At 70.8% G+C, this 26,491-nt stretch carries 24 protein-coding genes and 1 tRNA gene; 14 read left to right on the top strand and 11 right to left on the bottom strand.

The genetic code is table 11. The annotated features are described in order from the left end of the window. Nucleotides 1-16: 16 nt before the first annotated feature. From A4R43_RS26895 to A4R43_RS26880, 4 genes are read right to left on the bottom strand one after another with little or no spacing between them, the layout of a single operon-like run. Nucleotides 17-703, bottom strand: a complete 687-nt coding sequence (locus tag A4R43_RS26895; RefSeq protein WP_113694854.1) for an HAD family hydrolase — start codon at nucleotides 701-703, stop codon at nucleotides 17-19. 4 nt (nucleotides 704-707) lie between these two features. Next, nucleotides 708-1,190, bottom strand: a complete 483-nt coding sequence (ispF, locus tag A4R43_RS26890; RefSeq protein ID WP_205215092.1) for a 2-C-methyl-D-erythritol 2,4-cyclodiphosphate synthase — start codon at nucleotides 1,188-1,190, stop codon at nucleotides 708-710. After that, nucleotides 1,187-1,843, bottom strand: coding sequence for an IspD/TarI family cytidylyltransferase (locus A4R43_RS26885; protein ID WP_113694853.1), 657 nt, complete (start codon nucleotides 1,841-1,843; stop codon nucleotides 1,187-1,189). The genes ispF and A4R43_RS26885 overlap by 4 nt, the downstream gene beginning before the upstream one ends. Before the next feature lie 32 nt (nucleotides 1,844-1,875). After that, nucleotides 1,876-2,367: a CarD family transcriptional regulator gene (locus A4R43_RS26880; RefSeq protein WP_020669809.1), complete on the bottom strand. Its 492-nt coding sequence runs from the start codon at nucleotides 2,365-2,367 to the stop codon at nucleotides 1,876-1,878. 297 nt (nucleotides 2,368-2,664) lie between these two features. On the opposite strand from A4R43_RS26880, the gene A4R43_RS26875 reads away from it, so the two are divergent. From A4R43_RS26875 to A4R43_RS26840, 7 genes are all read left to right on the top strand, one after another. Continuing rightward, the gene (locus A4R43_RS26875) at nucleotides 2,665-3,456 is read left to right on the top strand and encodes a copper chaperone PCu(A)C domain-containing protein (protein ID WP_162788608.1); all 792 of its coding nucleotides are present in this window, start codon (nucleotides 2,665-2,667) and stop codon (nucleotides 3,454-3,456) included. A 33-nt stretch (nucleotides 3,457-3,489) separates the two neighbouring features. Beyond that, nucleotides 3,490-4,863, top strand: a complete 1,374-nt coding sequence (gene radA, locus A4R43_RS26870) for a DNA repair protein RadA (RefSeq protein WP_113694851.1) — start codon at nucleotides 3,490-3,492, stop codon at nucleotides 4,861-4,863. A gap of 158 nt (nucleotides 4,864-5,021) precedes the next feature. Then, complete coding sequence (locus A4R43_RS26865; protein ID WP_113694850.1) at nucleotides 5,022-6,395, top strand: IS1380 family transposase; 1,374 nt, start codon at nucleotides 5,022-5,024, stop codon at nucleotides 6,393-6,395. Nucleotides 6,396-7,390: 995 nt separating this feature from the next. Beyond that, the gene (locus tag A4R43_RS26855; RefSeq protein WP_113694849.1) at nucleotides 7,391-8,056 is read left to right on the top strand and encodes a C39 family peptidase; all 666 of its coding nucleotides are present in this window, start codon (nucleotides 7,391-7,393) and stop codon (nucleotides 8,054-8,056) included. A 199-nt stretch (nucleotides 8,057-8,255) separates the two neighbouring features. Further along, the gene (locus A4R43_RS26850; protein WP_113697901.1) at nucleotides 8,256-8,903 is read left to right on the top strand and encodes a C39 family peptidase; all 648 of its coding nucleotides are present in this window, start codon (nucleotides 8,256-8,258) and stop codon (nucleotides 8,901-8,903) included. A gap of 128 nt (nucleotides 8,904-9,031) precedes the next feature. After that, the gene (locus A4R43_RS26845; RefSeq protein ID WP_113694848.1) at nucleotides 9,032-10,111 is read left to right on the top strand and encodes a WD40/YVTN/BNR-like repeat-containing protein; all 1,080 of its coding nucleotides are present in this window, start codon (nucleotides 9,032-9,034) and stop codon (nucleotides 10,109-10,111) included. Further along, nucleotides 10,112-10,384, top strand: coding sequence for a ubiquitin-like small modifier protein 1 (locus tag A4R43_RS26840; RefSeq protein WP_236808300.1), 273 nt, complete (start codon nucleotides 10,112-10,114; stop codon nucleotides 10,382-10,384). A gap of 45 nt (nucleotides 10,385-10,429) precedes the next feature. Here A4R43_RS26840 and otsB read toward each other — a convergent pair whose 3' ends face one another. The 3 genes from otsB to A4R43_RS26825 form a co-directional block, all read right to left on the bottom strand. Next, entirely contained in the window at nucleotides 10,430-12,958 is a 2,529-nt protein-coding gene (gene otsB / locus A4R43_RS26835) for a trehalose-phosphatase (protein ID WP_162788607.1), read from the bottom strand. Between the two features lie 45 nt (nucleotides 12,959-13,003). Beyond that, a complete protein-coding gene (locus tag A4R43_RS26830; RefSeq protein WP_113694846.1) occupies nucleotides 13,004-14,440 on the bottom strand; it encodes an alpha,alpha-trehalose-phosphate synthase (UDP-forming) in 1,437 nt (478 codons plus the stop codon). Nucleotides 14,441-14,535: 95 nt separating this feature from the next. Next, entirely contained in the window at nucleotides 14,536-16,059 is a 1,524-nt protein-coding gene (locus tag A4R43_RS26825) for a threonine/serine exporter family protein (RefSeq protein ID WP_113694845.1), read from the bottom strand. A 162-nt stretch (nucleotides 16,060-16,221) separates the two neighbouring features. Between A4R43_RS26825 and A4R43_RS26820 the strand changes: the two genes are divergently transcribed. Further along, nucleotides 16,222-17,307, top strand: coding sequence for a carboxylate-amine ligase (locus A4R43_RS26820; RefSeq protein WP_113694844.1), 1,086 nt, complete (start codon nucleotides 16,222-16,224; stop codon nucleotides 17,305-17,307). 23 nt (nucleotides 17,308-17,330) lie between these two features. Continuing rightward, a tRNA-Thr gene (locus tag A4R43_RS26815) sits at nucleotides 17,331-17,403 on the top strand. Between the two features lie 250 nt (nucleotides 17,404-17,653). On the opposite strand, the gene A4R43_RS26810 is transcribed toward A4R43_RS26815, so the two are convergent. Continuing rightward, nucleotides 17,654-18,538: an arylamine N-acetyltransferase family protein gene (locus A4R43_RS26810; protein WP_335645104.1), complete on the bottom strand. Its 885-nt coding sequence runs from the start codon at nucleotides 18,536-18,538 to the stop codon at nucleotides 17,654-17,656. A gap of 61 nt (nucleotides 18,539-18,599) precedes the next feature. After that, nucleotides 18,600-19,418 (bottom strand): PhzF family phenazine biosynthesis protein, encoded by an 819-nt coding sequence (locus A4R43_RS26805; protein WP_113694842.1) that lies wholly within the window; start codon nucleotides 19,416-19,418, stop codon nucleotides 18,600-18,602. 70 nt (nucleotides 19,419-19,488) lie between these two features. Between A4R43_RS26805 and A4R43_RS26800 the strand changes: the two genes are divergently transcribed. From A4R43_RS26800 to A4R43_RS26785, 4 genes are read left to right on the top strand one after another with little or no spacing between them, the layout of a single operon-like run. Next, nucleotides 19,489-20,349, top strand: coding sequence for a LysR family transcriptional regulator (locus tag A4R43_RS26800; RefSeq protein WP_113694841.1), 861 nt, complete (start codon nucleotides 19,489-19,491; stop codon nucleotides 20,347-20,349). A 37-nt stretch (nucleotides 20,350-20,386) separates the two neighbouring features. Continuing rightward, entirely contained in the window at nucleotides 20,387-20,929 is a 543-nt protein-coding gene (locus tag A4R43_RS26795) for a PadR family transcriptional regulator (protein ID WP_113694840.1), read from the top strand. Beyond that, on the top strand, nucleotides 20,926-22,929 hold the full coding sequence (locus A4R43_RS26790; RefSeq protein WP_113694839.1) for an NADPH-dependent 2,4-dienoyl-CoA reductase: 2,004 nt from the start codon (nucleotides 20,926-20,928) through the stop codon (nucleotides 22,927-22,929). The genes A4R43_RS26795 and A4R43_RS26790 overlap by 4 nt, the downstream gene beginning before the upstream one ends. A gap of 55 nt (nucleotides 22,930-22,984) precedes the next feature. Then, nucleotides 22,985-23,596, top strand: coding sequence for an HNH endonuclease family protein (locus A4R43_RS26785; protein ID WP_113694838.1), 612 nt, complete (start codon nucleotides 22,985-22,987; stop codon nucleotides 23,594-23,596). Here the strand turns inward: A4R43_RS26785 and A4R43_RS26780 are convergent. After that, nucleotides 23,547-24,344 (bottom strand): EI24 domain-containing protein, encoded by a 798-nt coding sequence (locus tag A4R43_RS26780; RefSeq protein ID WP_113694837.1) that lies wholly within the window; start codon nucleotides 24,342-24,344, stop codon nucleotides 23,547-23,549. The genes A4R43_RS26785 and A4R43_RS26780 overlap by 50 nt on opposite strands. 109 nt (nucleotides 24,345-24,453) lie before the next feature. Beyond that, complete coding sequence (locus A4R43_RS26775) at nucleotides 24,454-25,449, bottom strand: helix-turn-helix domain-containing protein (protein ID WP_113694836.1); 996 nt, start codon at nucleotides 25,447-25,449, stop codon at nucleotides 24,454-24,456. Between the two features lie 374 nt (nucleotides 25,450-25,823). On the opposite strand from A4R43_RS26775, the gene A4R43_RS26770 reads away from it, so the two are divergent. Next, nucleotides 25,824-26,483 (top strand): response regulator transcription factor, encoded by a 660-nt coding sequence (locus A4R43_RS26770; RefSeq protein WP_113694835.1) that lies wholly within the window; start codon nucleotides 25,824-25,826, stop codon nucleotides 26,481-26,483. Nucleotides 26,484-26,491 lie beyond the last annotated feature (8 nt).

Raw genomic sequence — 26,491 nt, 5'->3', positions numbered from 1 at the left:
CCGCACCGATCGGCGTTCAGCGCAGTTCGTGGGTCCTCAGCGCGGTCAGCAGCGCGTCCGGGCGCTCGCTCGTCGGCAGCGGATCGACCAGCGCGAAGGCGCAGCCCAGCGCCCGCGCACCGCCGTCGGCCTCCTCGGAGTCGCCGACCATCAGCGCCTCCGGGCCGGTGACCCCCAACTGGTCGAGCGCGGCCTGGAAGATCTCCGGCTGCGGCTTGATGGCTCCGACCTCGAAGGACAGCACGAAGGCGTCCACGTAGGCGTCCCAGCCGCGGGCGCGGAAGGCCGGGCGGATGTCGAAGGCGATGTTGCTGATCACGGCCACCTTGACACCACGGCCGGCGAGCCCCTTCAGCGCCGCTTCGGTGTCCGGGTACGGCGTCCACATCGCGGGATCAATCAGCCGCTGGTAGAGTGCCTCGCGCTGCGCGAGGTCCGGCACGCCGGACTGGCGGAGCACGTCGAGATAGACCTTGCGGTGCAGGTCCACGTCGAGATCGCGGTTTTCCCATGCGTGCTGGTGCTCGTCGTCGAACTGGGCCACCTGCCCGACCGGCGCGGTCATCCGCCGCATCAGCTCGGTCTGGGCTTCGAGGTCGAGCGGTGCACCGCCGTCGTCGGTGAGGTCGGCGAGCCAGGACTCGTCCTGCTCCAGCCGGAAGACGGTCCCCGAGAAGTCGAACATCGCCGCAGTGATCGTCACGGCGTCAGGCTACCGGGAGCAGCAGGGCGGTGGCGATCGCCGCGATGCCCTCGCCACGGCCGGTGAGACCGAGGCCGTCGGTGGTGGTGCCCGCCACGCTGACCGGCCCGCCGACCGCCTCCGAGAGCAGCCGCTGCGCCTCTTCGCGGCGCTTGCCGATGCGCGGGGCGTTGCCGATCACCTGGACCGCCGCGTTGCCGACGGCGAACCCCGCCTGCTCCACGCGACGGCGGGCCTCGGCGAGCAGGTCCACCCCGTGCGCACCGGCCCACCGCGGGTCGCCGGTGCCGAAGACGGCGCCGAGATCACCGAGACCGGCGGCGGACAGGAGGGCGTCGCACAGCGCGTGGGCGGCGACGTCGCCGTCGGAGTGCCCGGCGCAGCCGTCCACCCCTTCCCAGAACAACCCGGCGACCCAGCAGTCGCGACCGGTTTCCACCGGGTGCACGTCCACACCCTGGCCGACCCTGGGGATGCCGGGAATCACCGCGTTCCTCCGTGAGCTTCCGCGAGCGCCGCCTCGGCGAGCGCGAGTTCGAACTCCGACGCCAGCCGGGCGGCGTCGGGATGGCCGTCGACCAGCCGGACCTCGGCGCCGAGCCGGTCGAGCAGCCGCTCGGGGCCGTGCTCGGCGAGTTCGGGCAGCAAGCGGGTGTGGAAGGCCATCGGGGTCTGCCGCGTGCGCAGGCGCGTGCGATCGCTGGTGCCGGTGATGCGCGCGGTGGGATCGACCAGCTTGACGGTGTCGGTCATCGGCAGCACCGGGACCGCGGCGGGCGCGCCGTTCCGCACGGCCGCCACCACCGCGCTGACCAGCGCCGCGGGTGTGCGCGCACGGGTGGCCTCGTGGACCACGAGTACTTCGGAGCGTGTTCGGGCGACCACGTGCAGGGCCCCGCGCAGGGACTCGCTACGATCCGCGCACCCGGAAAAAACCCGGTAGCGCTGGGCGGCTCCGGGTACGAGTCGAACCGCCGACTCGCACTCGGCGAGCCGGCGGTCCGAATCCAGCACAATTGTCAGATCTGCACAGCCGGAACCGAGCAGGCCACGAACCGCATGAGTGAGCAGTGCTTCGCCACGGAGGGACGCGAGTGCGCCCTGGCTGGTGTCCGCGACGAGCAGAGCGACGTGGTTCATCGCCGTGCGCTGTCCGGTGGTTCCGCTGCTGCTCAGACCGCCGCGGTTTCCAGAACCTCGTCGAGCAGGACCTCGGCCTTGCCTTCGTCGGTGCCCTCGGCCAAAGCCAGTTCACTCACCAGGATCTGCCGTGCCTTGGCCAGCATCCGCTTCTCGCCGGCGGACAAGCCACGATCCTTCTCTCGCCGCCAGAGGTCGCGCACCACTTCGGCCACCTTGTTCACATCGCCGGAGGCGAGCTTCTCGAGGTTGGCCTTGTACCGACGAGACCAGTTCGTGGGCTCCTCGGTGTGCGGCGCACGCAACACGTCGAACACGCGATTCAGACCGTCCTGCCCGACGACGTCCCGCACACCGACGATCTCGGCGTTGTCTGCGGGTACGCGAACGGTGAGGTCCCCTTGCGCGACCTTGAGGACGAGGTATTTCTTCTCCTCGCCCTTGATCACACGGGTCTCGATCGCTTCGATGAGTGCGGCACCGTGGTGCGGGTAGACGACGGTCTCTCCGACCTTGAAAACCATGTGTCCTCTGCCCCTTTCGCTACCACCATCCTAGCACGGCTCGACTGGCACCATCTAGCGCCCCGAGTTCCGTCGTCGCAGGTCAGCGGCCGGATCGTGGGCCGGACGGGGGTTGACAAACGTGCATTTCCCATGCTCATGCAGGTGAGCCGCAAATCGCGGCGCGCGCGCCGGGAATTCCACTGTGGACCATTGATCTTCGAATCCGCCGCGCACAACGGCCACCGGGTTCCGGTGGGCGCCGGGGGCCGGGCTACCCTTCGCGGGGAACAGGACGCGCAGGAGGGACACGAGACCGTGAGGCAGCAGAATCGACGCGTGCTCGGCGTGGCCGCGCTCGGCCTTGGCGCGGTACTGGCGCTCGCGGGCTGCGGCGCCGGTCAGATCACCCAGACCGACACCCAGCTGCCCGCCGTCACCGGTGGCTTCGCCGATCTCGGCAAGCTCGCGGTCCGGGACGCCAAGCTGACCTTCCCCGGTGACGCCGCGTTCTACCCGGCCGGTGCCACCGCGCCGCTGGAAATGGTGGTGGCCAACAACGGGCCGGCCGACGACGAGCTGATCGACGTCAGCTCCGAGGGTGCCGCCGACGCGGAGATCCAGGGCTACCAGGCGGTCGTGTCGGGCAGCAAGCTGACCGTCAGCCCGATGGGACACGAGCACGAGCCCGCCGCGCACGCCGCCCAGCCGCCTTCGGGCACGCAGCAGCCGTCCGGCGCGCAGCAGCCGCCGAGCGCGTCGAACCCGCCGAGCAACGCGCCGGGTTCCGCCTCGCAGGCCCCGCCGCCGCCTCCGGCCGACGCGGTCGAGGAGCACCCGGTCGGGCACGCGGTGATCAACCTGGTCGGCCTCAAGGCGCCGATGTACCCGGGCCAGACCCTCAAGGTCACCCTCACCTTCCGCGACGCGGGTTCGGTCGTCGTCGACGTGCCGATCGCCAGCTCCACCCGGCCGCGCGCCGACCACGGTTCCGAAGGCGGGCACGGCGAGCACCCCGCCCCGCCCGCCGGTGCCCCGCAGGAGCACGGCGCGCCGCCCGCTTCCCACGCGGGCCCGGTCGAAGGCGACCACGGCAACCACGGGGGATAGAACTGTCGTACCCGCGCACTAGCGTGAGCGCCCGTGGCTAGGAAGAGCGGCACCTCGTACCGCTGTGGTGAGTGCGGGTACGAGGCTGCCAAGTGGGTCGGCCGGTGCCCGGAGTGCCAGGCGTGGGGCACGATCGAGGAACGCGGTGACGCCCGCCCCGCCATCGCGCGTGTGGTGGCCGGGGCGCCCAGTGCGCCCGCGCGGCCGATCGGCCAGGTCGACGTCGAGGCGGCCAGGGCGCGCCAGACCGGTGTGCCCGAGCTGGACCGCGTGCTCGGCGGCGGGCTGGTTCCCGGCGCGGTGATCCTGCTCGCGGGGGAGCCGGGGGTCGGCAAGTCGACCCTGCTGCTCGAAGTCGCCTACCAGTGGGCGGCGGGCCGGACCGGCGAGCACCCGTCGTTGTACGTCACCGGCGAGGAGTCCGCCGGGCAGGTGCGCCTGCGCGCCGAGCGCACCGGGAACGTGCACGAGCAGATGTTCCTCGCCGCGGAGAGCGATCTCGGCGCCATCGTCGGCCATGTGGACGACGTCAAGCCCGGGGTGCTGATTGTCGATTCGGTCCAGACCATGTCCTCCCCGCAGGCCGACGGCGCGCCCGGCGGCGTCACCCAGGTGCGCGCGGTGACCGCCGGGCTGGTCGCGCTGGCCAAGGAGCGCGGGCTGCCGATCATCCTGGTCGGGCACGTCACCAAGGAGGGCTCGATCGCCGGGCCGCGGGTGCTGGAGCACCTGGTGGACGTGGTGCTCCAGTTCGAGGGCGACCGGCATTCCACGCTCCGCATGGTGCGCGGGGTGAAGAACCGGTTCGGCGCCGCCGACGAGATCGGCTGCTTCGAGCTGGGGGAGGGCGGCATCGTCGGGGTGCCGGATCCGTCCGGGCTGTTCATGAACCGCACCACCGAGCCGGTGTCCGGCACCGCGATCACGGTGGCGATGGAGGGCAAGCGGCCGCTGATGAGCGAGGTGCAGTCGCTGGTCGCCGAGTCCACGCTGCCGCAGCCGCGGCGGGCGGTGAGCGGGCTCGACGCGTCGCGGGTGCAGATGGTGCTGGCGGTGATGGAGCGCCGGGCGGGCATGCAGCTGGCCAAGCGGGACGTCTTCCTGGCCACCGTCGGCGGCATGAAGATCACCGAGCCCGCCGTGGACCTGGCGCTGGTGCTGGCGATCGCGTCCTCGGTGGCCGACGTCGCCCTGTCGCCGCGGCTGGTGGCGGTCGGCGAGGTCGGACTGGCGGGGGAGATCCGGCGCGTTTCGAACGTCGGCAAGCGAATCGCGGAGGCGGCGCGGCTCGGCTTCACGCACGCCCTCGTACCGCCGGACTCCGGCAAGTTCCCGCCGGGCATCCGAGTACTCGAAGTGGGGGATGTCGGCCTGGCCCTGTCGGCGGCTGAACACGCCCGCGCCTAGCCGTCCCACGTCACGAATGTGGCTTTCGAGACGTTCTGCCTGGATCCACCGGTGTTTGTGGTGGTGGAGTGGTGTCGTTGAGGGGCAGATGCCCTCTGACTTGGGATGATTGTTCTTGCGAGGGAACAAAGTCCACTGAGTGAGAGGGCATCTGCTGGATGCGATCGTCTCATAGCGCCGGGTCGGTGTCGGTGAGGTTCGACGAGGAGAGTCTCGTGTCGTGCGCGGGGCTGGTGCCGATGCTGCGGCTGGCCGAGGGCATCGGCCTGGGTGTGTTGATCGATGAGCGGGTCGATCTGGGGATGGCGGTCGGGGCGAACACGGACGCGAAAGCCCTCTCGGTCGTGGCCGGGATGGTGGCTGGTGCTGATTCGATCGATGACCTGGATGTGATCCGGCACGGCGGGATGGGGCGGTTGTTCGATCGGGTGCGGGCGCCTTCGACCTGCGGTTCGTGGCTGCGCGGGTTCACCCACGGCCACGTCCGCCAGCTCGCCTCCGCTGCCGGGGAGGCCCTGGTCCGGCTGGCCGGGCGGGTGCCGTCACTGCTGGCCGGGGTCGACCGGCTGGCGTTTGTCGATATCGACGCCAAAATCAAGCGAACCTATGGTCACCGCAAACAGGGCAGCGGATTCGGCTACACCGGGGTCCGGGGCCTGAACCACCTGATCGCCACGCTGTCGAGCCCGGTCTGCGCGCCGGTGATCCTGACCGCCCGGCTGCGCGGCGGGACCTGCGATTCCCGCCGCGGGGCGGCCTCGATGATCACCGAAGCGATCGGGCTGGCCCGCCGGGCCGGGGCGACCGGCATGATCGTGGTCCGCGCCGACTCGGCGTTCTTCACCGGCCCGATCATCGCCGCGATCCGCGCAGCGGGCGCGTCCTTCTCGGTCACCGCCCAGAAAAACGTGGCCACCCAGGCTGTGATCGACCGGATCGGCGAGGACGACTGGACCGAGATCGCCTACCGTCACCCGATCCCCGACCCCGACACCGGCGAGTTGATCACGCACGCGCAGATCGCCGAAACCACCCTGACCGCGTTCGTCAACACCACCCAGAACCCCGGCCGCCAGGTCACCGCACGGCTGCTGGTCCGCCGCACCCCGAGAAACAAGCGCAACGACCAGGGCGAGTTGTTCCGCGCCTGGAACTACCACGCGATCTTCACCGACACCGGCTTCGACCTGCCCACCGCCGACCAGCACCACCGCGAGCACGCGATCATCGAGCAGGTCTTCGCCGACCTCAACGATTCCGCCCTGGCACATTTCCCCTCAGGCCGCTTCCCGGCCAACCACGCCTGGCTGATCCTGGCCTGCCTCACCCACAACCTGCTCCGCGCCGCCGGCTGCCTGGCCAGCGTCTTTCACGCCAAAGCCCGCACCGGCACCCTCCGCCGGCACCTGATCACCATCCCAGCCCGCATCATCCGCACCGCCCGCCGCATCACCCTGCGACTGCCCACCAACTGGCCCTGGCAAGCCAGCTACCAGGGCCTATTCACCGCCACCCACACCCGGACACCCTGACCCCCAACCCCACAACCAAGCCACAGTGGACACACCGGATGCGAGACCGGTCAATCCCACACGCCCAACCACCACCACAAGATCAACAACCACCACCTGGATCCACCGACAAAACACATCGGTGGATCCAGGTTATGCGTCTCGAAAGCCACATTCGTGACACCGGACTCGACGGAACTGCCCGGCGGATTGGCCCGCCTCCCGGGCGCCGCTCGTTCGCCCCGATCTGGGAGAGCGGTGGCCCCACCTGGCCCGCCGCTCCGGCCCACGTGCCCGCTGCCCGCTGCCGCTGCTCGTTGCCCGCTGCTCCCCGCTCGCTGCCCGCTGCTCGCCGCTCGTTGCCCGCTGCTCGTTGCCCGCTGCTCGTTGCACGCCGCTCCGCCCCACGTGCCCTCGGCCGCCGCCCGCCGCCCTCGGCCGCCGCCCGCGCCCGTCGCCCGCTGCTCGTTGCCCGCCGCTCGCTGCCCGCTGCCCGCTGCCCGCTGCCCGCTGCCCGCTGCCCGCTGCTCGTTGCCCGCTGCTCGTTGCCCGCTGCTCGCTGCCCGCTGCTCGCTGCCCGCGATCGCCGCCCGCAGCCCGCTGCTCGCTGCTCGTCGCCCGCTGCTCGTCGCCCGTCGCCCGTCGCCCGTCGCCCGTTGCTCGTTGCCCGCGATCGCGCCGCTTGTCCTGTGCTCCTGCTCGCGCCCGGGCAGTCCACCTGGTCTGGCGTTTCTGCTCGCCCCGGTGGCGCGGCTTTGGCTCGGCGTTCCTGCTCGCGTCGCGGTGGCCCACTGGGCGCCGCGTTCCGGCCCGCGCGGCTCTCTCGGGGCGCCGCTCGTCTCGCGCGACCGCGGCGCTTGGCTCGGCGCTGCTGCTCGTGCGGCCTCGCGGGTGGTCCCGCGGCACGGGTGTTTCGGTTCTGACTGAAACCCCTTGTGCCGGGTTGCCCGCTTTCTCCAGTATCTCGGCTATTCGACGGAAAATAACCGACGAAGTAACTGGGGAAGGAGTAACCAGTGCAGCGCAGAGGTTTCCTCCGGGCGGTGGCCGGGGTTGCCGCGGCCGGGGCGCTCGTCCTGCCGGGGGCGGCGGTCGCCGCGAGCCCCGCGCCGGTCGCGCCAGCCGGGGTCCAGGCCGCCGAGGCCCAGCCAGCCGGGGTCCAGCCAGCTGGTGCCAAATCGCTCAACATCCAGTACCAGGTTCAGGAAACCGGGTACTGGTGCGGGCCGGCGGCGGCGCGGATCGCGATGTCCGCGCGCACGGGCAACCTGCCGTCGCAGGGTGACCTGGCCGCGCAGATGGGCACCACCGAGAACGGCACCGACCACATCAGCCAGATCGCGAACGCGCTCAACGCCAATCTCGGCACCACCTGGTACGAGGTCAAGGAGATGCCGAACGACCCGCCGACGCAGGCCCAGAAGGACCTGCTCTGGCAGGACATCGTCACCGACATCGACAACGGCTACGCCGTGGTGGCCAACATCGTCGCCCCGCCCGACAACCACCCGCCGGGCTATCCGAACGAGACGATCTACCACTACTTCACCGTGATCGGCTACAACAGCGACAACATGACCGTGCACATCGCGGACTCGGCCAACTTCGGCGGCAACCAGATCTACTGGCTGTCCTTCGACCAGCTGGCCTCACTGATCCCGCCGAAGGGGTACGCGGCCTGATCACCCGCTTCGCGGCGCTCCCGGGAAAAACCTCAAATTCCCCGGGGGCGCCGCGTCCTGCCTCGAACAATTGTCGCCACCGACTTTGGTCGGCGGCCGAACGGGTGAAACCGGCGACAGGAGTCACCATTTTCCGGACTATTTCCCTCGTGTGACGGAAACCAACCGCCAGCGCACTGGGGAAGGAAACTCCGAAATGATGAGACGCCAGCTGCTCGCCGTGTTCGCCGCCGTGGTCGCGGGAATCACCGCCGCGCCCGCGCTCGCCACCGCCGCGCCCGCGGCACCGGCCACCCGTCCGGCCGAAACCGCCGAGATCGACATTTCCGAACTGCCCGCCGTCGTCGAGCTCAACGTGCGCCACGAATGGCAGCAGACCGGCTACTGGTGCGGCCCGGCGGCGACCAGGATGGCGCTGTCCGCGCGCATGGCCAACCCGCCGTCGCAGGCCAGCCTGGCCCAGCAGCTCCCGACGCACACCGGCGGCACCGACCACATCGGCCAGGTCACCAGGGTGCTCAACAACAATCTCGGCACCGGCTGGTACGAGACCAAACAGATGCCGAACGACCCGCCGACCCAGGCGCAGCGCGATCTGCTCTGGCGGGACGTGGTGCTCGACATCAACAACAATTACCCGATCGTGGCGAACATCGTCGCCCCGGCGAACAACCACCCGCCCGGTTACCCCAACTACACCATTTACCACTACTTCACCGTGATCGGCTACAACAGCGACAACATGACGGTGAAGATCGCCGACTCGGCCGGTTTCAGCCAGGGCGTCTATTGGCTCACCTTCAACCAGCTGGCCACTCTCATTCCGCCAAAGGGGTATTCCGCGTAAATCCGTTTCAGCCTCGGCTGAAACAGCTGGACGGGTGCCGCGGTCAGCTGCGCGACCGCGGCGCCCGATTTTGTCGGTGGTGCCGCGTAAGCTCCCGCTGTGATCCGTACCACAGAGGGAGGCATCTGATGGAAGCGCTGCTCGCGATCGGCACGCGCAAGGGGCTCTGGCTGGCGAGAAGTTCGAACGGACGGGCCGACTGGCAGGTCACCGGGCCGCACCTGCCGATGACCGACATCTACGCGCTGGCGATCGACCAGCGCGCCGGCTCGCCGCGCCTGCTCGCGGGCGTGACCAGTGAGCACTGGGGCCCGGGGGTGGCCACCAGCGACGACCTCGGCGTCACCTGGCAGGAGCCGGAGCAGGCGCCCATCTCCTTCCCGGAGGACACCGGCGCCGCGCTGGAGCGGGTCTGGCAGCTCACGCCCGCGCCGGAGCCGGACGTGGTCTACGCCGGGGTGGAGCCGTCGGCGTTGTTCCGCTCGGCCGACGGCGGCCGGTCCTTCGAGCTGGTCCGCGGCCTCTGGGAGCACCCCCATCGTCCACAGTGGACGCCCGGCTTCGGCGGCATGGCGATCCACACCGTGCTGCCGCACCCGACCGAGCCGGAGCACGTCACGGTGGCGATGTCCACCGGCGGCGTCTACGACACCACCGACGGCGGCAAGACCTGGGCGCCGGCCAACCGCGGCATCCACGTCAAGTTCCTGCCGGAGGAGTACCCGGAGTTCGGCCAGTGCGTGCACAAGGTGGCGCGGCACCCGGCGCGGCCGGACACGCTGTACGCGCAGAACCACCACGGCGTGTACCGCAGCGACGACCACGCGAAGAGCTGGCAGTCGATCGCCGACGGCCTGCCGTCCGACTTCGGCTTCCCGATGGTGGTGCACCCGCACAAGCCGGAGGTGATCTACAACTTCCCGCTGCAGGCCGACGAGCACCGCTTCCCGCCGGACGGGCGCTGCCGCGTCTACCGCAGCGAGGACGGCGGCGGCAGCTGGACGGCGTTGTCCGGTGGCCTGCCGGACAACGGCTTCTACTCGGCGGTGCTGCGGGACGCGATGTGCGTGGACGACGCCGACCCGGCCGGGGTGTACTTCGGCTCGCGCTCGGGTGAGGTGTGGGCCAGCGCCGACGAGGGCGAGCACTGGCAGCGCGTGGTCGAGCACCTGCCGGACGTGCTCTGCGTGCGGGCCGCGGTGATCTAGGTGGCGAAGGTCCACCTGCCGTCGATGCTGCGGCCGATCGCCGGCGACCAGACCGTGCTGGAGGTCGAGGGCGCCACCATCGCGGCGGCCCTGGACGAGCTGCGGGACAGGTATCCCGCGCTGGAACGGCGGCTGCGTGACGAGTCGGGCGCGCTGCGGCGGTACGTCAACTTCTACGTCGACGGCGAGGAATGCCGCCGTCTCGCCGGTGCGGACACCCCGCTCGCCGCCCGCACCGAGCTGATGATCATCCCGTCGGTGGCGGGCGGCTGAGGCACGCGTGCCGGGAGGGCGAGCCCTCCCGGCACCTCGGAAGACCTACTTGGCCAGCAGGTTCGCGCAGCGGATGAGGCCGATGTGCGAGTACGCCTGCGGGTGGTTGCCCAGCGAGCGCTCGGCGATCGGGTCGTACTGCTCGGGCAGCAGCCCGGTCGGGCCCGCGGCGTCGACCAACTGCTCGAACAGCTCCTCCGCCTCGGTGCGGCGGCCGGTCATCAGGTAGGCCTCGATCAGCCAGGCCGCGCAGATGTGGAAGCCGCCTTCGCTGCCGGGCAGGCCGTCGTCGCGGTGGTAGCGGTAGACCGTCGAGCCGCTGCGCAGCTCGGCCTCGATGGCGGTCACGGTCGACTGGAACCGCTGGTCGCTCGGGTCGATGAGGCCGGTCAGCCCGACAAAAAGCGAGGCCGCGTCCAGGTCGGTGCCGTCGTAGGCGGTGGTGAACGCCTGCACCTCGTCGTTCCAGCCGTGCTCCAGCACGTCGGCGGCGATGGTGTCGCGCAGCTCCGGCCAGCCAACCGGGATCTCCCGGTCGTAGATCTCGCCCAGCTTGATCGCGCGGTCGATGGTCACCCAGCCCATCACCCGGGAGTACACGCGGTGCCGAGGCACGTGGCGTTCCTCCCAGATGCCGTGGTCCGGCTCGTTCCAGCGCCGCGTGACCGCCTCGGCCATCGCCCGCACCATCTGCCAGTCCTGGTCGCGCAGCTCACCGCGGGCCTCGGCCAGGGTGACCACCAGCTCCACCACCGGCCCGAACACGTCCAGCTGCACCTGGTGGTTCGCCAGGTTGCCGACGCGCACCGGCCGCGAGCCCGCGTACCCCGGCAGCGACTCGATCACCGCTTCGGCGCCGATCACGCTGCCGGACAGGGTGTACAGCGGGTGGAGCCGCTCCGGCCCGGCCAGCGTGGCGAGCACGCCGTGCAACCAGCGCAGGTACCCGTCGGCCTCGTCCAGGGAGCCGAGCGTGACCAGCTCACGCACGGTCATCGCGGCGTCGCGGATCCAGCAGTAGCGGTAGTCCCAGTTCCGGACCCCGCCGATCTCCTCGGGCAGCGAGGTGGTGGCCGCCGCGAGCACCCCGCCGGTGTCGGTGTTGCACAGCCCGCGCAGGGTCAGCGCCGAGCGCGACACCAGTTCCGGCTGCACGGTGGGCACCTTCAGGGTGGCGGCCCAGTCGCTCCAGTACGCCCCCGCCCGCGCGCGGCGGTCCATTTCGGACAGTTCATGCGGGCCGAGATCCGTTGTGCCGCAACGCAGTTCCAGGACCACCGGGCGTTCCGGCTTCGGTTCGACCAGTGCCACCGCGGTGTCGTGCATGCCGTCGGAGTTGATTTCCCAGCGCACACCGGGCGCCCGCAGCACGATCGGCTCCGAGGTGCCCAGCACCCGCAGCCCGTCCTCCTCGGTGACCAGCTTCACCGGCACGCCACCGAATTCGGGGCGCGGCGCGAAAACCACCTGCGCGGCGGCCTCACCGGAAATCACCCGGACGATGTCCGTGCGGTGCGGCGGGCTGTCCGGCTCGAGGTAGTCCGTGACCAGCAGGCGCGACCAGCGCGTCTCCACGGTCATCGTGTTCGGCAGGTAGCGCTGGCCCAGCGGCAGGCCGTTGCGGTGCGGCTTGATCGAGAAGTGCCCGGCACCGGGACCGCCGAGCAGGTCGGCGAACACCGCGGGCGCGTCCGGGCCGGGGTGGCACAGCCAGGTCAGCTTGGCGTCCGGGGTGAGCAGCGCGACCGAGCGCTCGCTGGCCAGCATGGAGATCCGCTCGATCGGCGGGGCCTGCTCGCCGTAGAGCCAGTGGCGCCGCTCCTCGAGCAGGAACGCGAGCACGGTCGCCACGTCGACGGTGTCCGGAACCCGGTACGCGGCAAGGCTTTCCCCGTCGCCGACCTTGACCCCCAGGTCGGGGCCGGACAGCCGCGCGAAGGCCTTCTCGTCGGTGACGTCGTCGCCGAGGAACACCGCGGCGGTGGCGTTCACCTGGTGGCGCAGGGTGTCCAGGGCCCGGCCCTTGTCGGTCTGCACCACGGCCAGCTCGACCACCTCCTTGCCGTCGGTGGTGGTCACCCCCGGCCAGGTGCAAGGTCCATTGTGGACATCGGCGAGCACGCGGCGGCCCGCGTCGTACTCGGCGCGGCGCACGTGCACGGCGATGCTGGCCGGCTTCACTTCTAGGGAAACCCCTGGAACATCGAGCACGAGCTGCTCCAGCTCGGCTTCGAGCCTGCGGTGCAGTTCGCGGGCCTTCGCGTCGAGCGCGTGCACAAAACCGATGTCGAACTCCGAGCCGTGGCTGCCCACCAGGTGGACCTCGGCGGGCAGGCGGGAGAGCGTGGCGAGATCACGCAGCGCGCGGCCGGAGATGACCGCGGTGGTGGTTTCGTGCAGGCCGGCTAACGATCGCAGGGCACCGACCGATTCGGGAAGTGGGCGGGCCTCGTCCGGGTTGGACGTGATCGGAGCCAGCGTGCCGTCGTAGTCGCAGGCGACCAGCAAGCGCGGCGTCCGCGCGATCTGCACGATCGCACGCCGCAGCTCGGCGGGCAGGGCCTCGGCGGTCAACACTCCTCCTAGGAGCAAGTACGTGGGGTATGGGAGTTCGGGTTCTCAGGCGGAGGGCTCGGACCCGAGTGCTTCCAGGAACGAGCGCGCCCAGCGGTCGACGTCGTGGGTGAGGACCTGACGTCGAAGCGCGCGCATTCTCCGTCTTCCCTCGGCCGGGTCGAGCGTAATGGCAGCCGCCAAAGCGCTCTTAACCCCGTCGAGATCATGCGGGTTGACCAGGAAGGCACTGCTCAACTCGGCTGCCGCCCCGGCGAATTCGGAGAGCACCAGCGTGCCCCCGAGGTCGTGGCGGCAGGCCACGTACTCCTTGCAGACCAGGTTCATGCCGTCACGCAACGGGGTCACCACCATCACGTCGGCAGCGGAGAAGAAGGCGGCCAGCTCCGTTCGGTCAACGGACTGGTGCAGGTAGTGCACGACCGGGTGACCCACCCTGGCGAACTCGCCGTTGATCCGGCCGACCATCTGCTCGATCTCACCGCGCATGCGCTGGTAGTGCTCCACGCGCTCCCGGCTGGGCGTGGCGAGCTGGATGAACGCCACGTCCTCCGGCTTGACGCGGTCCTCCTGCAGCAGCTCGTGGAAGGCCTGCAGCCGCAGGTCGATGCCCTTGGTGTAGTCGAGCCGGTCCACCCCGAGCAGCACGGTCTTGGGATTGCCCAGGTCGGCGCGGATCTGCGCGGCCCGCTCGGCCACCTTCTTCGTGCGCGCCAGGTTGTCCAGCCCGGCGGCGTCGATGGAGATCGGGAAGGCGCCAACGCGCACGGTCCGGTCGCCGACCTGGACCACACCGGGCCGCGACCGCACGCCGACCGCGCCCCGGCTGGGCTCGAGGCCGATCAGCTGGCGCGCCAGCCACAGGAAGTTCTGGGCACCACCCGGCCGGTGGAACCCGACCAGGTCGGCGCCGATCAGCCCGCGCACGATCTCCGCGCGCCACGGCAGCTGCATGAACAGCTCCACCGGCGGGAACGGGATGTGCAGGAAGAAGCCGATCCGCAGGTCGGGGCGCAGTTCCCGGAGCATGCTCGGGACCAGCTGCAGCTGGTAGTCCTGCACCCAGACCACCGCGCCCTCGCCGGCCACCTTCGCGCTGGCCTCGGCGAACCGGCGGTTGACCTTGACGTAGCTGTCCCACCACGATCGGTCGAACACCGGACGGGCGACCACGTCGTGGTAGAGCGGCCACAGCGTGGCGTTCGAGAAGCCCTCGTAGTAGTCGGCCACCTCGTCGGAGCTGAGGGTGACCGGGTGCAGCACCAAGCCGTCGTCGGAGAACTCGTCGACCTCGACGTCGGGCACGCCGGGCCAGCCGACCCAGGCGCCCTTGCGGGAGCGGAGGAACGGCTCGAGCGCGGAGACGAGCCCGCCGGGGCTCGCCGTCCAGCGCTGGGTCCCGTCGGCGGAGCGATCGAGGTCCACCGGCAACCGGTTGGCCACCACGACAAAATCGGCGGCCGTGCTGACAGGCTCGGTCATGCCCGCAGACTATCGCGACCGGCGCGGCCCGGACCGGGTGAGAACGTGAGACTTGTCCCGCCCGATCACCCGGCTCGCGGTTCCGGTCGCGCGGGTTACTCCACTCGCCCGGTCTTCGGCCGCAGCGGGCCCGCCATCCGCGGCCCGGCCAGCTTGCGCTCCAGCCTGCCGAGCCCGGTGCGCACCGGCTGCGCGAAGTACTCGCCGAGCACCACGCCCGCGGCCAGCGCCAGCCCGACCGCCACCGCGGTCATCAGCGTGCCCAGCTCACCGCCCGGCGAGACGCCCATCTCGTACAGCCCGCGGTAGGTGGACAGCCCCGGCAGCAGCGGGGTGATCCCGGAGACCGCGATGACCAGCGGCGTTTCCTTCAACCGCCGGGCCAGCACACCACCGGAGAAGCCGACCAGCGTGGCGGCGACCGCGGAGGCGGTGATCTGGTCCGCGCCGAACAGGCCGAGCACACCGAAGCCGACGCTGCCGACCGCACCGGCCGCGGCGGCGATCAGCAGCGAACGCGGCCGGGCGTAGCTGGCCAGCGCGAAGCACAGCGCCGCGCCCGCACCGGCGACCACCATGATCGGCAGGTCGAGCGCGGTGCTGTTGTACACCGCCGGCGGCGGGGTCTTCTGCACGATGGCGAACAGCGGCGCGGTGTTCAGCGCGAGCACCACGCCGGTGATCAGCCCGGCGGACATCATCGCCACCTCGGTGGTGCGCCCGGCGGCGGTGACGTTGTAGCCGGTGATCGCGTCCTGCACCGCGGACACCGTGCTCAGCCCGGACAGCAACACGGTGATCGCCGCGGCCACCACGATCGTGGGTCGCTCGATCGGGAGCCAGTTGGTGTTCACCACCAGCACCGCGGCCAGCGTGGCGATGAACCCGCCGGCCACCTGCTGGAAGAAGAACGGCAGCGCGAACCGGTTGAGCACCCGGCCGACCCGGTCGATCACCGAGCTGATCACGAAGGCGATCAGCGCGGTGGCCCAGTCCCCGCCGATCAGCAGGGAGATGAACGCGGCCATGCCGCCCCAGGCCAGGGTGGAGATCCAGCGCGGGTACGGGTGCGGCCGGTTGGTGATCAGCTCCAGTTCGGTGTAGGCGTCCTCGGCGCTGACGCGGCCGCGGGTGATGCGCTGCACCAGCCGCTCGGTGTCGGTGAGGCGGCTGTAGTCGAGGCCGCGGGCGCGCACCACGCGCAGCGCGGTGACCGGGGAGCGCTCGGAACCGCGGTGGCAGGTCACCGTGATCGAGGTGAAGATGACGTCGACCTCGCAGTGCGGGAGGCCGAGCGCCGAGGTCAGCGCGAGAATGGTGGCGGTGACGTCGGAGGCACCCGCGCCGCTGGCCATCTGCACCTCGCCGATGCGCAGGGCCAGGTCGAGCACGAAGTTGACGGTGGAGTCGTCGGGCAGCGCCGGCCCGATCGCGTTCTCCTGCGCGGCCGCCGGCTGCTCGCCGGTGTCCGCCTCGAGGATCTGCCAGGCGCGGCTGCGCGGCTCCGAACCGCGTTCGCGGCGCCTGCTCGTCTTGCGCGGCCTCTTGTCCGCCGGCGCTTCGAGGATCTGCCAACCGCGCTTGCGATCGGCTGCCCGGCCACGCTGGTTGATCTTCATCTACCCGTCCACCTCCCTGGTCATTCCCGGGGACCATCGACGCTCGAGGTCCGACCGTTGCATGATCGGAACAGTGGCGTCCACCACGTTCTGCCCGTTGGTTACAGATCACCCGATCCGGGTATTCGGCGGCGGGCACGCGAGGGCGTGAAGGAGCGGCGGATGACCCCGGACGACGACGAACTGACCTTCGGCGTCGAAGAGGAGTTCTTCCTGGTGGACGCCGCGGGAGAGCTGGTGCCGCGGGGTCCGGAGGTGGTCGACGGGACCACCGAGCGCGACGGGGAACTGCAGCGCGAACTGATCAGCTCGCAGGTGGAGACGGCGACCCCGGTGTGCCGGACCTCGGCCGCGCTGCTCGACGGCCTGACCAGCCTGCGGGACGACCTGGCGCGCGGCGCGGCCGCACGCGGGCTGCGCCTGCTGGCGAGCGGCACGCCGGTGCTGCCGGGCAGCGGCCACGAGATCACCCGGAAGCCGCGGTACCACCGGATGGCCGAGCAGTTCGGCGCGATCGCGCGGTCGAGCGCCACCTGCGGGTGCCACGTGCACGTCGGGGTGGCCGACCGGGAGACCGCGGTCCGGGTCAGCAACCACACCAGGGCGTGGCTGCCGGTGCTGCTGGCAATCACCGCGAACTCGCCGATCGACGGCGGCACGGTCACCGGGTACCGCAGCTGGCGGCACGTGCTGTGGTCGCGCTGGCCGTCGGCGGGGCCGCCGCCGATGTTCGTGTCGCTGGAGCACTACGAGAACAGCGTGGCCGCGATGCTCCGCAGCGGGGCGATGATGGACCGGGCGATGCTGTACTGGGACGTCCGGCTCTCCGACAAGCAGCCGACGCTCGAGTTCCGGATCGGTGACGTGGCGGCGTCGGCGGAGGAGGCCACGCTCGCCGCGGTGCTGATCCGGGGGCTGGTGAGGCTGGCGCTGCGGGACGTGGCGGCGGATCGCGCGCCGGTCAGCACGCCCGACGAGGTCCTGCGCGCGAACCTGTGGCGGGCCGCGCGGGACGGCCTCGGCGGTTCGTGCCTGCACCCCGAGAGCGGGGAGTTGGTGCCAATTTGGACGGTCGTGGACGAACTGGTGGCGAACCTGCGGGAGCCGCTGGGCGCCAGCGGGGACCTGGACTTCGCTTTGGACGTATTGTCGCGGCTGCGGTCCACCGGCGGCGGAGCGGACCGGCAGCTGGCCGCGTACCGCAGGCGGGAGCGCCTGACCGACGTCGTGGACGAGCAGTGCGTGTGACATCTATATACTCCGGAGCACAGGCCGACATAGCTCAGTTGGTAGAGCAGCTGTCTTGTAAACAGCAGGTCAGGGGTTCGAGTCCCCTTGTCGGCTCGCGTGTTGTCTGCCGCGCCTTCGGCGCGGCGGCGAGGTCGCTTTTGAGCCGATCACTGGGGCTGGGCGACGCCATGCCGCTGGGCGGCCTGACGCCGCCCAGCCCCAGTGACCGGCGCGACCTCGCATGGGGGTGGGGCATGCCGGGGAAGGCGTGAGCTGCTGGTTGCGGCTGGGCTGGGCACGGCGGTTGTCGGGTGGTCTGGGGTCAAGGTGCGCGATTTGCCGCGTGGAGCCGGGTCGAGTCGGGTCAGGGTAGGGCGGCTTGCAGGGTGGTCAGTTCCGCGTCCGTCAGGTCGATGCCCAGTGCGTGCAGGGTGGGCTTCAGCTCGGCCGGGGTGATGGTGCGGGTCGTCTCGGGGGCGGTGGCGTGTTCGGTGGTGAGTTCGGTGCCGACCAGGCGGGTGGTGAGCCGGTCGCCGCGGGCCATGGCGACCAGCTGGCCGCTGAACGGCGACTTCGGGTGCGTCGAGACGTAGTGGTTCGCCACCTCGTAGTCGACGGGGTACTGCGGCAGGTCGTCCGTGGCGTGCACCGGCGTCCAGCCGTCCGCGTCCCGGCGCCAGAGAATCCACAGTGGACCATCGCGGGTGATGCGGTGCGGCCAGCCGTTCTGGTCCTGCTCGTGGCCGTCGACCAGGGGCATCGGCGTGACCAGCCCGGTCCCGAAGCCGACGTCGGCCAGGTGGTCGATGCCGGCCACCCGCACCAGCACGACCATGTGGGTGCGGGCGGACGGCCGGTCGGGCCGCACCCGCGCCATCCGGCGGCGCACCTCGAAGCCGAGCAGTTCCAGCGCCGCGGCGAAGAGCAGACCGTGCTCGAAGCAGTAGCCGCCGCGTCGCCGGTGGACCAGCTTGTCGGCGATCACCTTCAACCCGAGGCCGGGATGCGGCCCGAGGAGCACGTCGATGTTCTCGAACGGGATGGATCGCACGTGGGCCTCGTGCAACGACCGCAACGCCGCCGCCGACGGCGCGACACGGGCGTGCCCGATCCGCGCCAGGTAGGCGTCGAGGTCCAGATCTCCCAACTGCCATTCGCTCATCGCGCTTCTCCTCGCAGTAGCCAGCGGGTAACCGGGACGCGGAACGCACACCCACCACGTGTCGTCCGCGTTCTCGGTGCTGTGCATGGGATCGATGCTGCACCCTCGACCACACTGGAGGTCCAGTCCGCGGCCCGGGCGACCCTCTTCACCGAGCTTCGGGCAGTGGTACGGCGGTGCCGCTGACCGCGATGCCGCCGGTGGCCGGGATGTCCACCAGCAACCGGCTCGGGCGGCCCATGTCTTCCCCTTGGTGGATGGTGATCCGCCCGGTCACGCCCAGCTCCCGCAGGTAGGCCCCGAAAGCCGCCGCGGCGGCGCCGGTGGCTGGGTCCTCGTAGACACCACCCGGCGGGAACGGGTCCCTGGCGTGGAAGCCGTCCGGGCCCTGCCAGACCAGTTGCACGGTGGTCCAGTCCTCCCGCGACATCAGCGCGCCCAGGGCTTCGAAGTCGTAGTCCAGGTCAGCCAGGCGTTCCCGCGAAGACACCGCGAGCACCAGGTGGTGGTTCCCGGCGAAGGCGACGCGCGGCGGCAGTGCCGGGTCCAGGTCGGCCGCAGACCAGCGCAGGGCCGACAGGACCTCGTCGACCAGGGACGGAGCCGCGTCGCGCACCGACGGGGTGACGCTGGTGAGCGTCGCCAGCAGCCGGCCGTCCTCCTTCTTGGTCTGGACCACGACCTCACCCGCCATGGTCTTCAGCGCCAGCGTGCCAGCACCGAACCGGCCGGCGTGCGCGACGGCGGTGGCGATGGTGGCGTGCCCGCAGAACGCGACCTCCGCCAGCGGGCTGAAGTAGCGGATGCGGCTGCCTTCGAAAAGGAACGCAGTCTCCGAGTACCCGAGGTCGGCCGCGATCTTCAGCATCTGCCCGTCGTCCAGGCCGTCGGCGTCCAGCACCACGCCCGCCGGGTTGCCGCCTTCGCCGTCGACGTCGAAGGCCGTGTATCGCTCGATGTTGGTCATACACACAGCTTGGGCCTCGTCTGCCATCATGTCCAACGATGACTTTCGATGTCTGCGATCGGAGATCTCGATGGACACCCGACTCCTGCGCAGCTTTCTCGCGGTGGTCAGGACCGGCAACATCACCACCGCCGCCGGTGAGCTGGCCTTCGCCCAGTCCACGGTCACCGCGCACGTCCAGGCGCTGGAGCGGCTGACCGGCACCCGGCTGCTCGAGCGGCACGCCGCCGGGGTCACGCCGACGCACGCCGGCGGCAGGCTCGCCGAGCACGCCCGGCAACTGCTCGACCTCGAAGACCGCATGCTCGCCGAACTCACCGAACAGCGGCCCGCCGGTCCGGTGCGGTTGTACGCGCCCGAGTCGGTCTGCGCCTACCGGCTGCCGCCCGTGCTGCGTGAGATCACCCGCCGGCTGCCCGAGGTCCGGCTGACGCTCGTGCCCGCGCCGACCCGCACGGCCGTCCGGGCGCTCGGCGAGCGGCAGGCCGATCTCGCGCTCGCGATGGAACCCGTCATCCGCTACTCCACAGTGGACAGTGTGGATCTCGGGCGGCAACGGCTTTCGCTGGTCGCGCCGCCGGACACGCCGTTGCCCCGCACGCGGGCGATCACGCCTGCCGAGCTGACCGAAGCGGGCGTGCTGCTGCTCGAACGCGGCTGCGGTTACAACGACGAACTCGCCGAGATGGTCGCCGACGCCCCGCCGCGTTACGGCGGCGTCGAGGTGGTCAAGCGCTGTGTGGAGGCGGGTCTCGGGCTCGCGCTGCTGCCCACGGTCACCGTCGCGCCGGAACTCGACGCCGGGCGCCTGGTCGAACTGCGGCCGCCACCGATCGCGCGCTACCACCTGTGGCTGCTGCGGCGCCGTGACCAGTGGGCGTCACCGGCCGTCGAGGCGGTGGCCGAGTTGCTCACCTCACTATGCACCTAGTTGCATTGCACCTAGGTGCATATTAGCCTCCGGAACCATGGCGCTCGAGCACGCGATCCTGGTTTCGCTGACCGAGCGGGACGGCTCCGGGTACGAGCTGGCCCGCCGGTTCGACCGGTCCATCGGCTTCTTCTGGGGCGCCACCCACCAGCAGATCTACCGGGTGCTCAAGCGCATGACCGAGGCGGGCTGGCTGTCGAACGAGCTGGTCCCGCAGGACGGCAGGCCGGACAAGAAGGTCTACCGCGTCAGCGAGCAGGGCCGCGCCGAGCTGCGGCGATGGCTTGCCGAGCCGGGTGAGCCCGCCATCCTGCGCGACGAGCTGGCGGTCAAGGTCCGCGGCGCCAGCCTCGGCGACAGCGCGGCCGTGCTGGCCGAAGTGCGCCGCCACCGCGACCGGCACGCCGAGCGCCTCGACGTCTACCGCGAGATCGAGAAACGCGATTTCCCCAACCCGGACGGCCTCACCGGGCAGGACCTCCACCAGTACCTGGTGCTGCGCGGGGGCGTGCGGGCCGAGCAGTCGTTCGTCGAATGGTGCGACGAGGTCGCCGAAGCGCTGGACAGGGAGAACCGATGAGCGAGTACCCGAACCTGCTGTCCCCGCTCGACCTCGGGTTCACCACCCTGCGCAACCGCGTGGTGATGGGCTCGATGCACACCGGGCTCGAAGACCGCGCGCGGGACGCCGGCAAGCTCGCCGAGTACTTCGCCGAGCGCGCCCGCGGCGGCGTCGGCCTGATGATCACCGGTGGTTACGCGCCGAACCGCGAGGGCTGGCTGCTGCCGTTCGCGTCCAAGATGACCACTCACGCCGAGGCACGCCGGCACCGCCGGATCACCGGCGCCGTGCACGAGGCGGGTGGCAAGATCGCGCTGCAGATCCTGCACGCGGGCCGCTACGCCTACCACCCGCTGAGCGTTTCGGCGTCGGCGATCAAGGCGCCGATCAACCCGTTCCGCCCGCGTGCGCTCTCCGATCGCGGGATCCGGCGGCAGATCGACGACTTCGCCCGCTGTGCCGCGCTGGCCCGCGAAGCCGGGTACGACGGCGTCGAGATCATGGGCTCCGAGGGTTACTTCATCAACCAGTTCCTCGCGCCGCGCACGAACAAGCGCACCGACCGCTGGGGCGGCAGCGCGGAGAACCGGCGCCGGATCGCGGTGGAGATCGTGCGCCGCGTGCGAGCCGCCGTCGGGCCCGACTTCATCATCGTCTACCGGCTGTCCATGGCGGAATTCGTCGAGGACGGGCAGACCTGGGACGAGATCGTCGCGCTGGGCAAGGAGGTCGAGGCGGCCGGGGCGACCATCATCAACACCGGCATCGGCTGGCACGAGGCCCGCGTGCCGACCATCGTCACCTCCGTGCCCCGCGCCGCGTTCACCGAGATCACCGCGAAGTTCAAGCCGCACGTGGACATCCCGGTGGTCACCTCGAACCGGATCAACATGCCGCAGGTGGCCGAGGAGGTGCTCGCGCGCGGTGGCGCGGACCTGGTGTCGATGGCGCGCCCGCTGCTCGCCGATCCGGAGTGGGTGCGCAAGGCCGAAGCCGGGCTGAGCGACGAGATCAACACCTGCATCGCCTGCAACCAGGCCTGCCTGGACCACGCGTTCGTGCACAAGAAGGTCTCGTGCATGGTCAATCCTCGGGCCGGGCGGGAGACCGAGCTGGTGCTGTCGCCCGCGCGGCGGAGCAAGCACGTGGCGGTGGTCGGCGCCGGTCCGGCCGGCCTGTCGGCCGCGGTCAACCTGGGGCAGCGCGGGCACCGCGTGGAGCTTTTTGAGGCGGACGACGAGATCGGCGGGCAGTTCGGCATCGCGCGGCGCATTCCCGGCAAGGAGGAGTTCGCCGAGACCATCCGGTACTACCACCGCCAGCTGGAACTGGCCGGGGTCAAGCTGCACCTGGGCACGCGTGCCACCGCCGCCGAGCTGACCGGGTTCGACGAGGTGGTGCTGGCCACCGGGGTGACCCCGCGCATGCCGGCCATTCCCGGTATCGACCACCCGAAGGTACTGTCCTATGTGGACGTCGTACGGCACGGGAAACCGGTGGGGGACAAGGTCGCCGTGATCGGCGCCGGGGGCATCGGGGTGGACGTGAGCGAGTTCCTCACGCACGCCTCCTCACCCGCGCTGGACCTGGCCGAGTGGCGTGCGGAATGGGGTGTCGCCGAGGGCGGCGGCCTCGCCGAAGCACGCCCGGAACCCTCCCCGCGCAAGGTGTACCTGTTGCAGCGCAAGGCCGAACGCATCGGCAAGGGGCTCGGCAAGACCAGCGGCTGGGTGCACCGGGCGGCGTTGAAGGCCAAGGGCGTCGAGCAGCTGCCCGGGGTCAACTACGAGCGGATCGACGACGAGGGGCTGCACATCACCTTCGGCCCCAAGCGCGAGCGGCCGCGGGCGCTCGACGTGGACACCGTGGTGATCTGCGCCGGCCAGGAACCGGTGCGGGAGCTGGCCGGGCAGCTCGACGGCCTCCCGGTGCACCTGATCGGCGGGGCCGACGTGGCCGCCGAGCTGGACGCCAAGCGGGCGATCGAGCAGGGCACCCGGCTCGCCGCGCGGATCTGAGCCCGGCGCGTCGATCCCGCCGTGACGGGGCGTCCGGCCGCATACTCCTGCCGTGATGAGGTCGCGGTGGGTGTTGCTGGTGTTGGTGTTCTTCGTTCCGGCGTGTGCCGCTCCGGTGCGGACCGAGCCGGCGCAGCCGTCCGGTGACGCGGCGCAGCTGCTCGGCCAGCTGGTGGTCGCCGAGCGCGGCAGCATGGCCGGGTACGACCGCGAGCAGTACCCGCACTGGTCGGCGCACGAGAACAACTGCAACACCCGTGAGCTGGTGCTCAAGCGCGACGGCACGGACGTGCGGACGGGCTCCGACTGCGCGCCCAGTTCCGGCACCTGGACCAGCCCGTACGACTGGGAAACCTGGACCAAAGCGTCCGATGTGGACATCGACCACGTGGTACCGCTGGGGCACAGCTGGGTCAGCGGGGCGCGGTCGTGGACGAAGGAGCGGCGCGAGCAGTTCGCCAACGACCTGGAGCGCCCGCAGCTGATCACCGTCACCGACAACGTCAACCAGCAGAAGAGCGACAAGGCGCCCGACGAGTGGAAGCCGCCGCTGGTGTCCTACTGGTGCGCCTACGCCGGGGACTGGATCGAGGTCAAGCACCACTACGGGCTGACGGTCACCGAACGGGAGAAGACGGCGCTGTCGGAGATGCTGAACCGGTGCTGAACTCGCGGGCGCGGTGCGCGAGCAGGGTGCCGCCCGCCATCGCCGCGGGCAGCACCACGATGCCCGCCAGCGGGATCAGGCAGAGCAGGTAGGCGGGCGTCGCGAAGCCGAGCGTCATCGCGCGCCTGCCGGCGAGCGTCCGGCGGCGGACCTTGAGGTTCAGCCCGCGGCGGGTGAACGGGATCGCGGTCAGCTCCAGCGCCAGCAGCCAGGCCCCGACCAGCGCGGCGAGCACCGGTACCACGGTCTGGCCGAGCACCGGGATGAAGCCGGCCACGAACAGCGGGATGCCGAACACCACGGCCAGCAGCACCAGCAGCACGGTGTCGCGCAGGCCGATCCAGGCGGACCGGCCCCAGCCCACCTGCTGCGTGCCGGGCACGCCGCCGAGTTCGCGGTCTTCGACGTGCTCGGCGATCGCCTCGTAGAACGGGCCGCCGATGATCAGCGTCAACCCGGAGAACAGCAGCAGTGAGATCGCCACCGCGGCGACCACGATGGACACCCCGGCGGCCACGCGGAGCACGGTCTGCCAGGTCTGGGACCAGTCGTCGGCGAACGGGGTGGCCCAGGTGATCAGGTCGTCCGCGTTCAGCGCGAGCGCGAGAATGCCGCCGAAGAGCAGGAGGCTGGTCAGCAGTGCCGGTATCGCACCGAGCAGGAACAGCCTGCCGCTGCTGAAGATCAGGCCGAAGCCCCTGGCCAGCAGACCGGCACCGGTCCCGAAGTCACGTAGCGTTTTGCCCACCGGCGCGAGCTTAGTCGTTGCGCCGGGCCCGGTGGCGGGTGTCACGAATGTGGCTTTCGAGACGTTCTGCGTCTCGAAAGCCACATTCGTGACACTCACCAGGCTGGTGCTAGTCGCCCGTGAGCTTGCGGCGGCGGTATTCGCCGGGTGGCAGGCCGGTGGCGTCCCGGAACAGGCGCGTGAAGTGCGCCGCGTTGACGAAGCCGCAGCGGGCGGCGACCTGCGCGATCGGCTCCTCGCGGTGCGCCGGGTCGGCCAGCAGCTCCCGCGCGCGGTCCATCCGCGCCTGCCGGATGAACTCGGCGATGCCGCCGCCCTCGCCGGTGTCCTCGAACAGCTGGTACAGCCGCCGCCGCGAGACCGCGTGCGCGCTGGCGACCGAGGTCACCGACAGCCCCGGGTCGGCCAGGTGCCGCAGGATGAACCGCTCGACCTCCAGCCGCCGGGTGGACCCGCTGCGCGAAGCGCCGGGCCGCCGCGGGCCGACCGAGCGCAGCAGCAGCTCGGCCAGCCCGGTCAGGTAGTGGTCGAACCCGGCCGCGTCGATCTCGTCGTCCGGTTCCTCGGCGGGGTGCTCCGGCAGCGTGTTGACCACCAGCCTGGTGAGCACCTTGCCGATCGGCAGCGGCCGGAACAGCAGCTCGTCGACCAGCCGGTGGGGCAGGTGCACCGCGGCCGCGTCCACCCGGAGCGCCCACCACTCGGACGGTCCATTGTGGACGACCGAGTGGGCGGCCGAGGAGGTGCTCACCATCAGCTGCCCGGCGGGCACGGTCAGCCGCCGCCCGTCCACCAGCACGGTCCGCTCGGCGGTGCGGCACAACGACAGCAGCAGCCACTCGCCGTCCTCGTCGTCCGGGTTGATGTGCCAGATGCAGCGGTCGAGGTCGTAGTCACCGGAGCCGATCGCCGCGCCCAGGCCGGCCCGCACCCTCATCCGAGCCGAACTGGGCTTGAGCCCCCACAGCACCCCCTCCACCTTGGCGCGCCCGATCAGCAGGGACGCGATCCGCTCGACGTCACCCTCCGCCGGTCCCTTGGCGGAGTTGAACTCGAGTGCGTAGACCGCGCTGATCGGGGCACCGTCAGCAGAGGGGTGCGTCATCTCCCACCTCCCTACCCCATGGCCATTATGCGGCCCGCGCCGGCGTAACCGGCCGCTGTGGACGGATGGGCAAACACTTTGTACCCCTGGGCAAAAGGTCCGCTGGACTGCGCAAACCCGCAATAGCGCCGCACAACTGGGCAACGTAATCCGATAACGGCTGTCTACAGTGGCAGGAACTCGCCGGGGAAAATTCTTTCTCCGCGCCGCCGCCGAGGAGGATTCAGATGTCGTACGTCACCGAGAGGCAACCGGCGGACAGAAGCGGGGACCACGGCCACAATGGCGCCCCGGGGGTGCGGCGATCGCTGCAAATACGCCCTTTTCCGGTCTTCGACGAGCGGCAGGCCCCGCGAATTGAGGTGCCAGCGGCGGTGGTGGTCAGCCCCGTTCCGCTGATCCGCGAGGGAATGGCACGGGCGCTGGAGCAGGTTTTCGGCCGGGTTGTTGTGCATTCCGCTACCGATCTGGAAGGCGCCACCCGTTTGGCCCAGCGCGTTGGTGACGGACTGTTCTGGGTGCACGAGAAGGCCTATCCGCACCTGGGCTTCGTGCAGGTCTTCGCCCGGCGCCGGTCCACCCGCGGCATCGTGGTGATGCTCGACCCCGGCGGCGACCGGCCGGTTCCGGTGCGGGTCAGCGAGGCCGTCCGGGCCGGAGCCACGGTGGTGCTGGACAGCGCGAGCCCGGCCGAGGTGCTGGCCACCGGCCTGCGGCGGGCCGTGCACGGCCAGAGTTACCTCTCGCCGCGGCTGCGTCCCGGCTTCACCGCCGCCACTTCGGCGCCCGCCGCGCGCCCGCACGTCAGCCCGCTCACCGTGCGCGAGTCGCAGCTGCTGCGGTTGATGGCGGAGGGATTGGACAACCGCACCATCGGCGAGACGCTGAACATTTCCGTGGAAACCGTGCGCACCCACGTGAAGTCCATCTTGAAGAAGCTCGCCGCGCGAAACCGGTGCGACGCGGTCGGACGCGCATTCCGCCTCGGGATCGTCGAGCCGGACGCGCTGCCGCCGGTGCGGTTCTCCGCGTGATAAGCCCG

Source organism: Amycolatopsis albispora (assembly GCF_003312875.1).
Taxonomy (GTDB): domain Bacteria; phylum Actinomycetota; class Actinomycetes; order Mycobacteriales; family Pseudonocardiaceae; genus Amycolatopsis; species Amycolatopsis albispora.
This window is presented reverse-complemented; position numbering and strand designations above follow the sequence as displayed.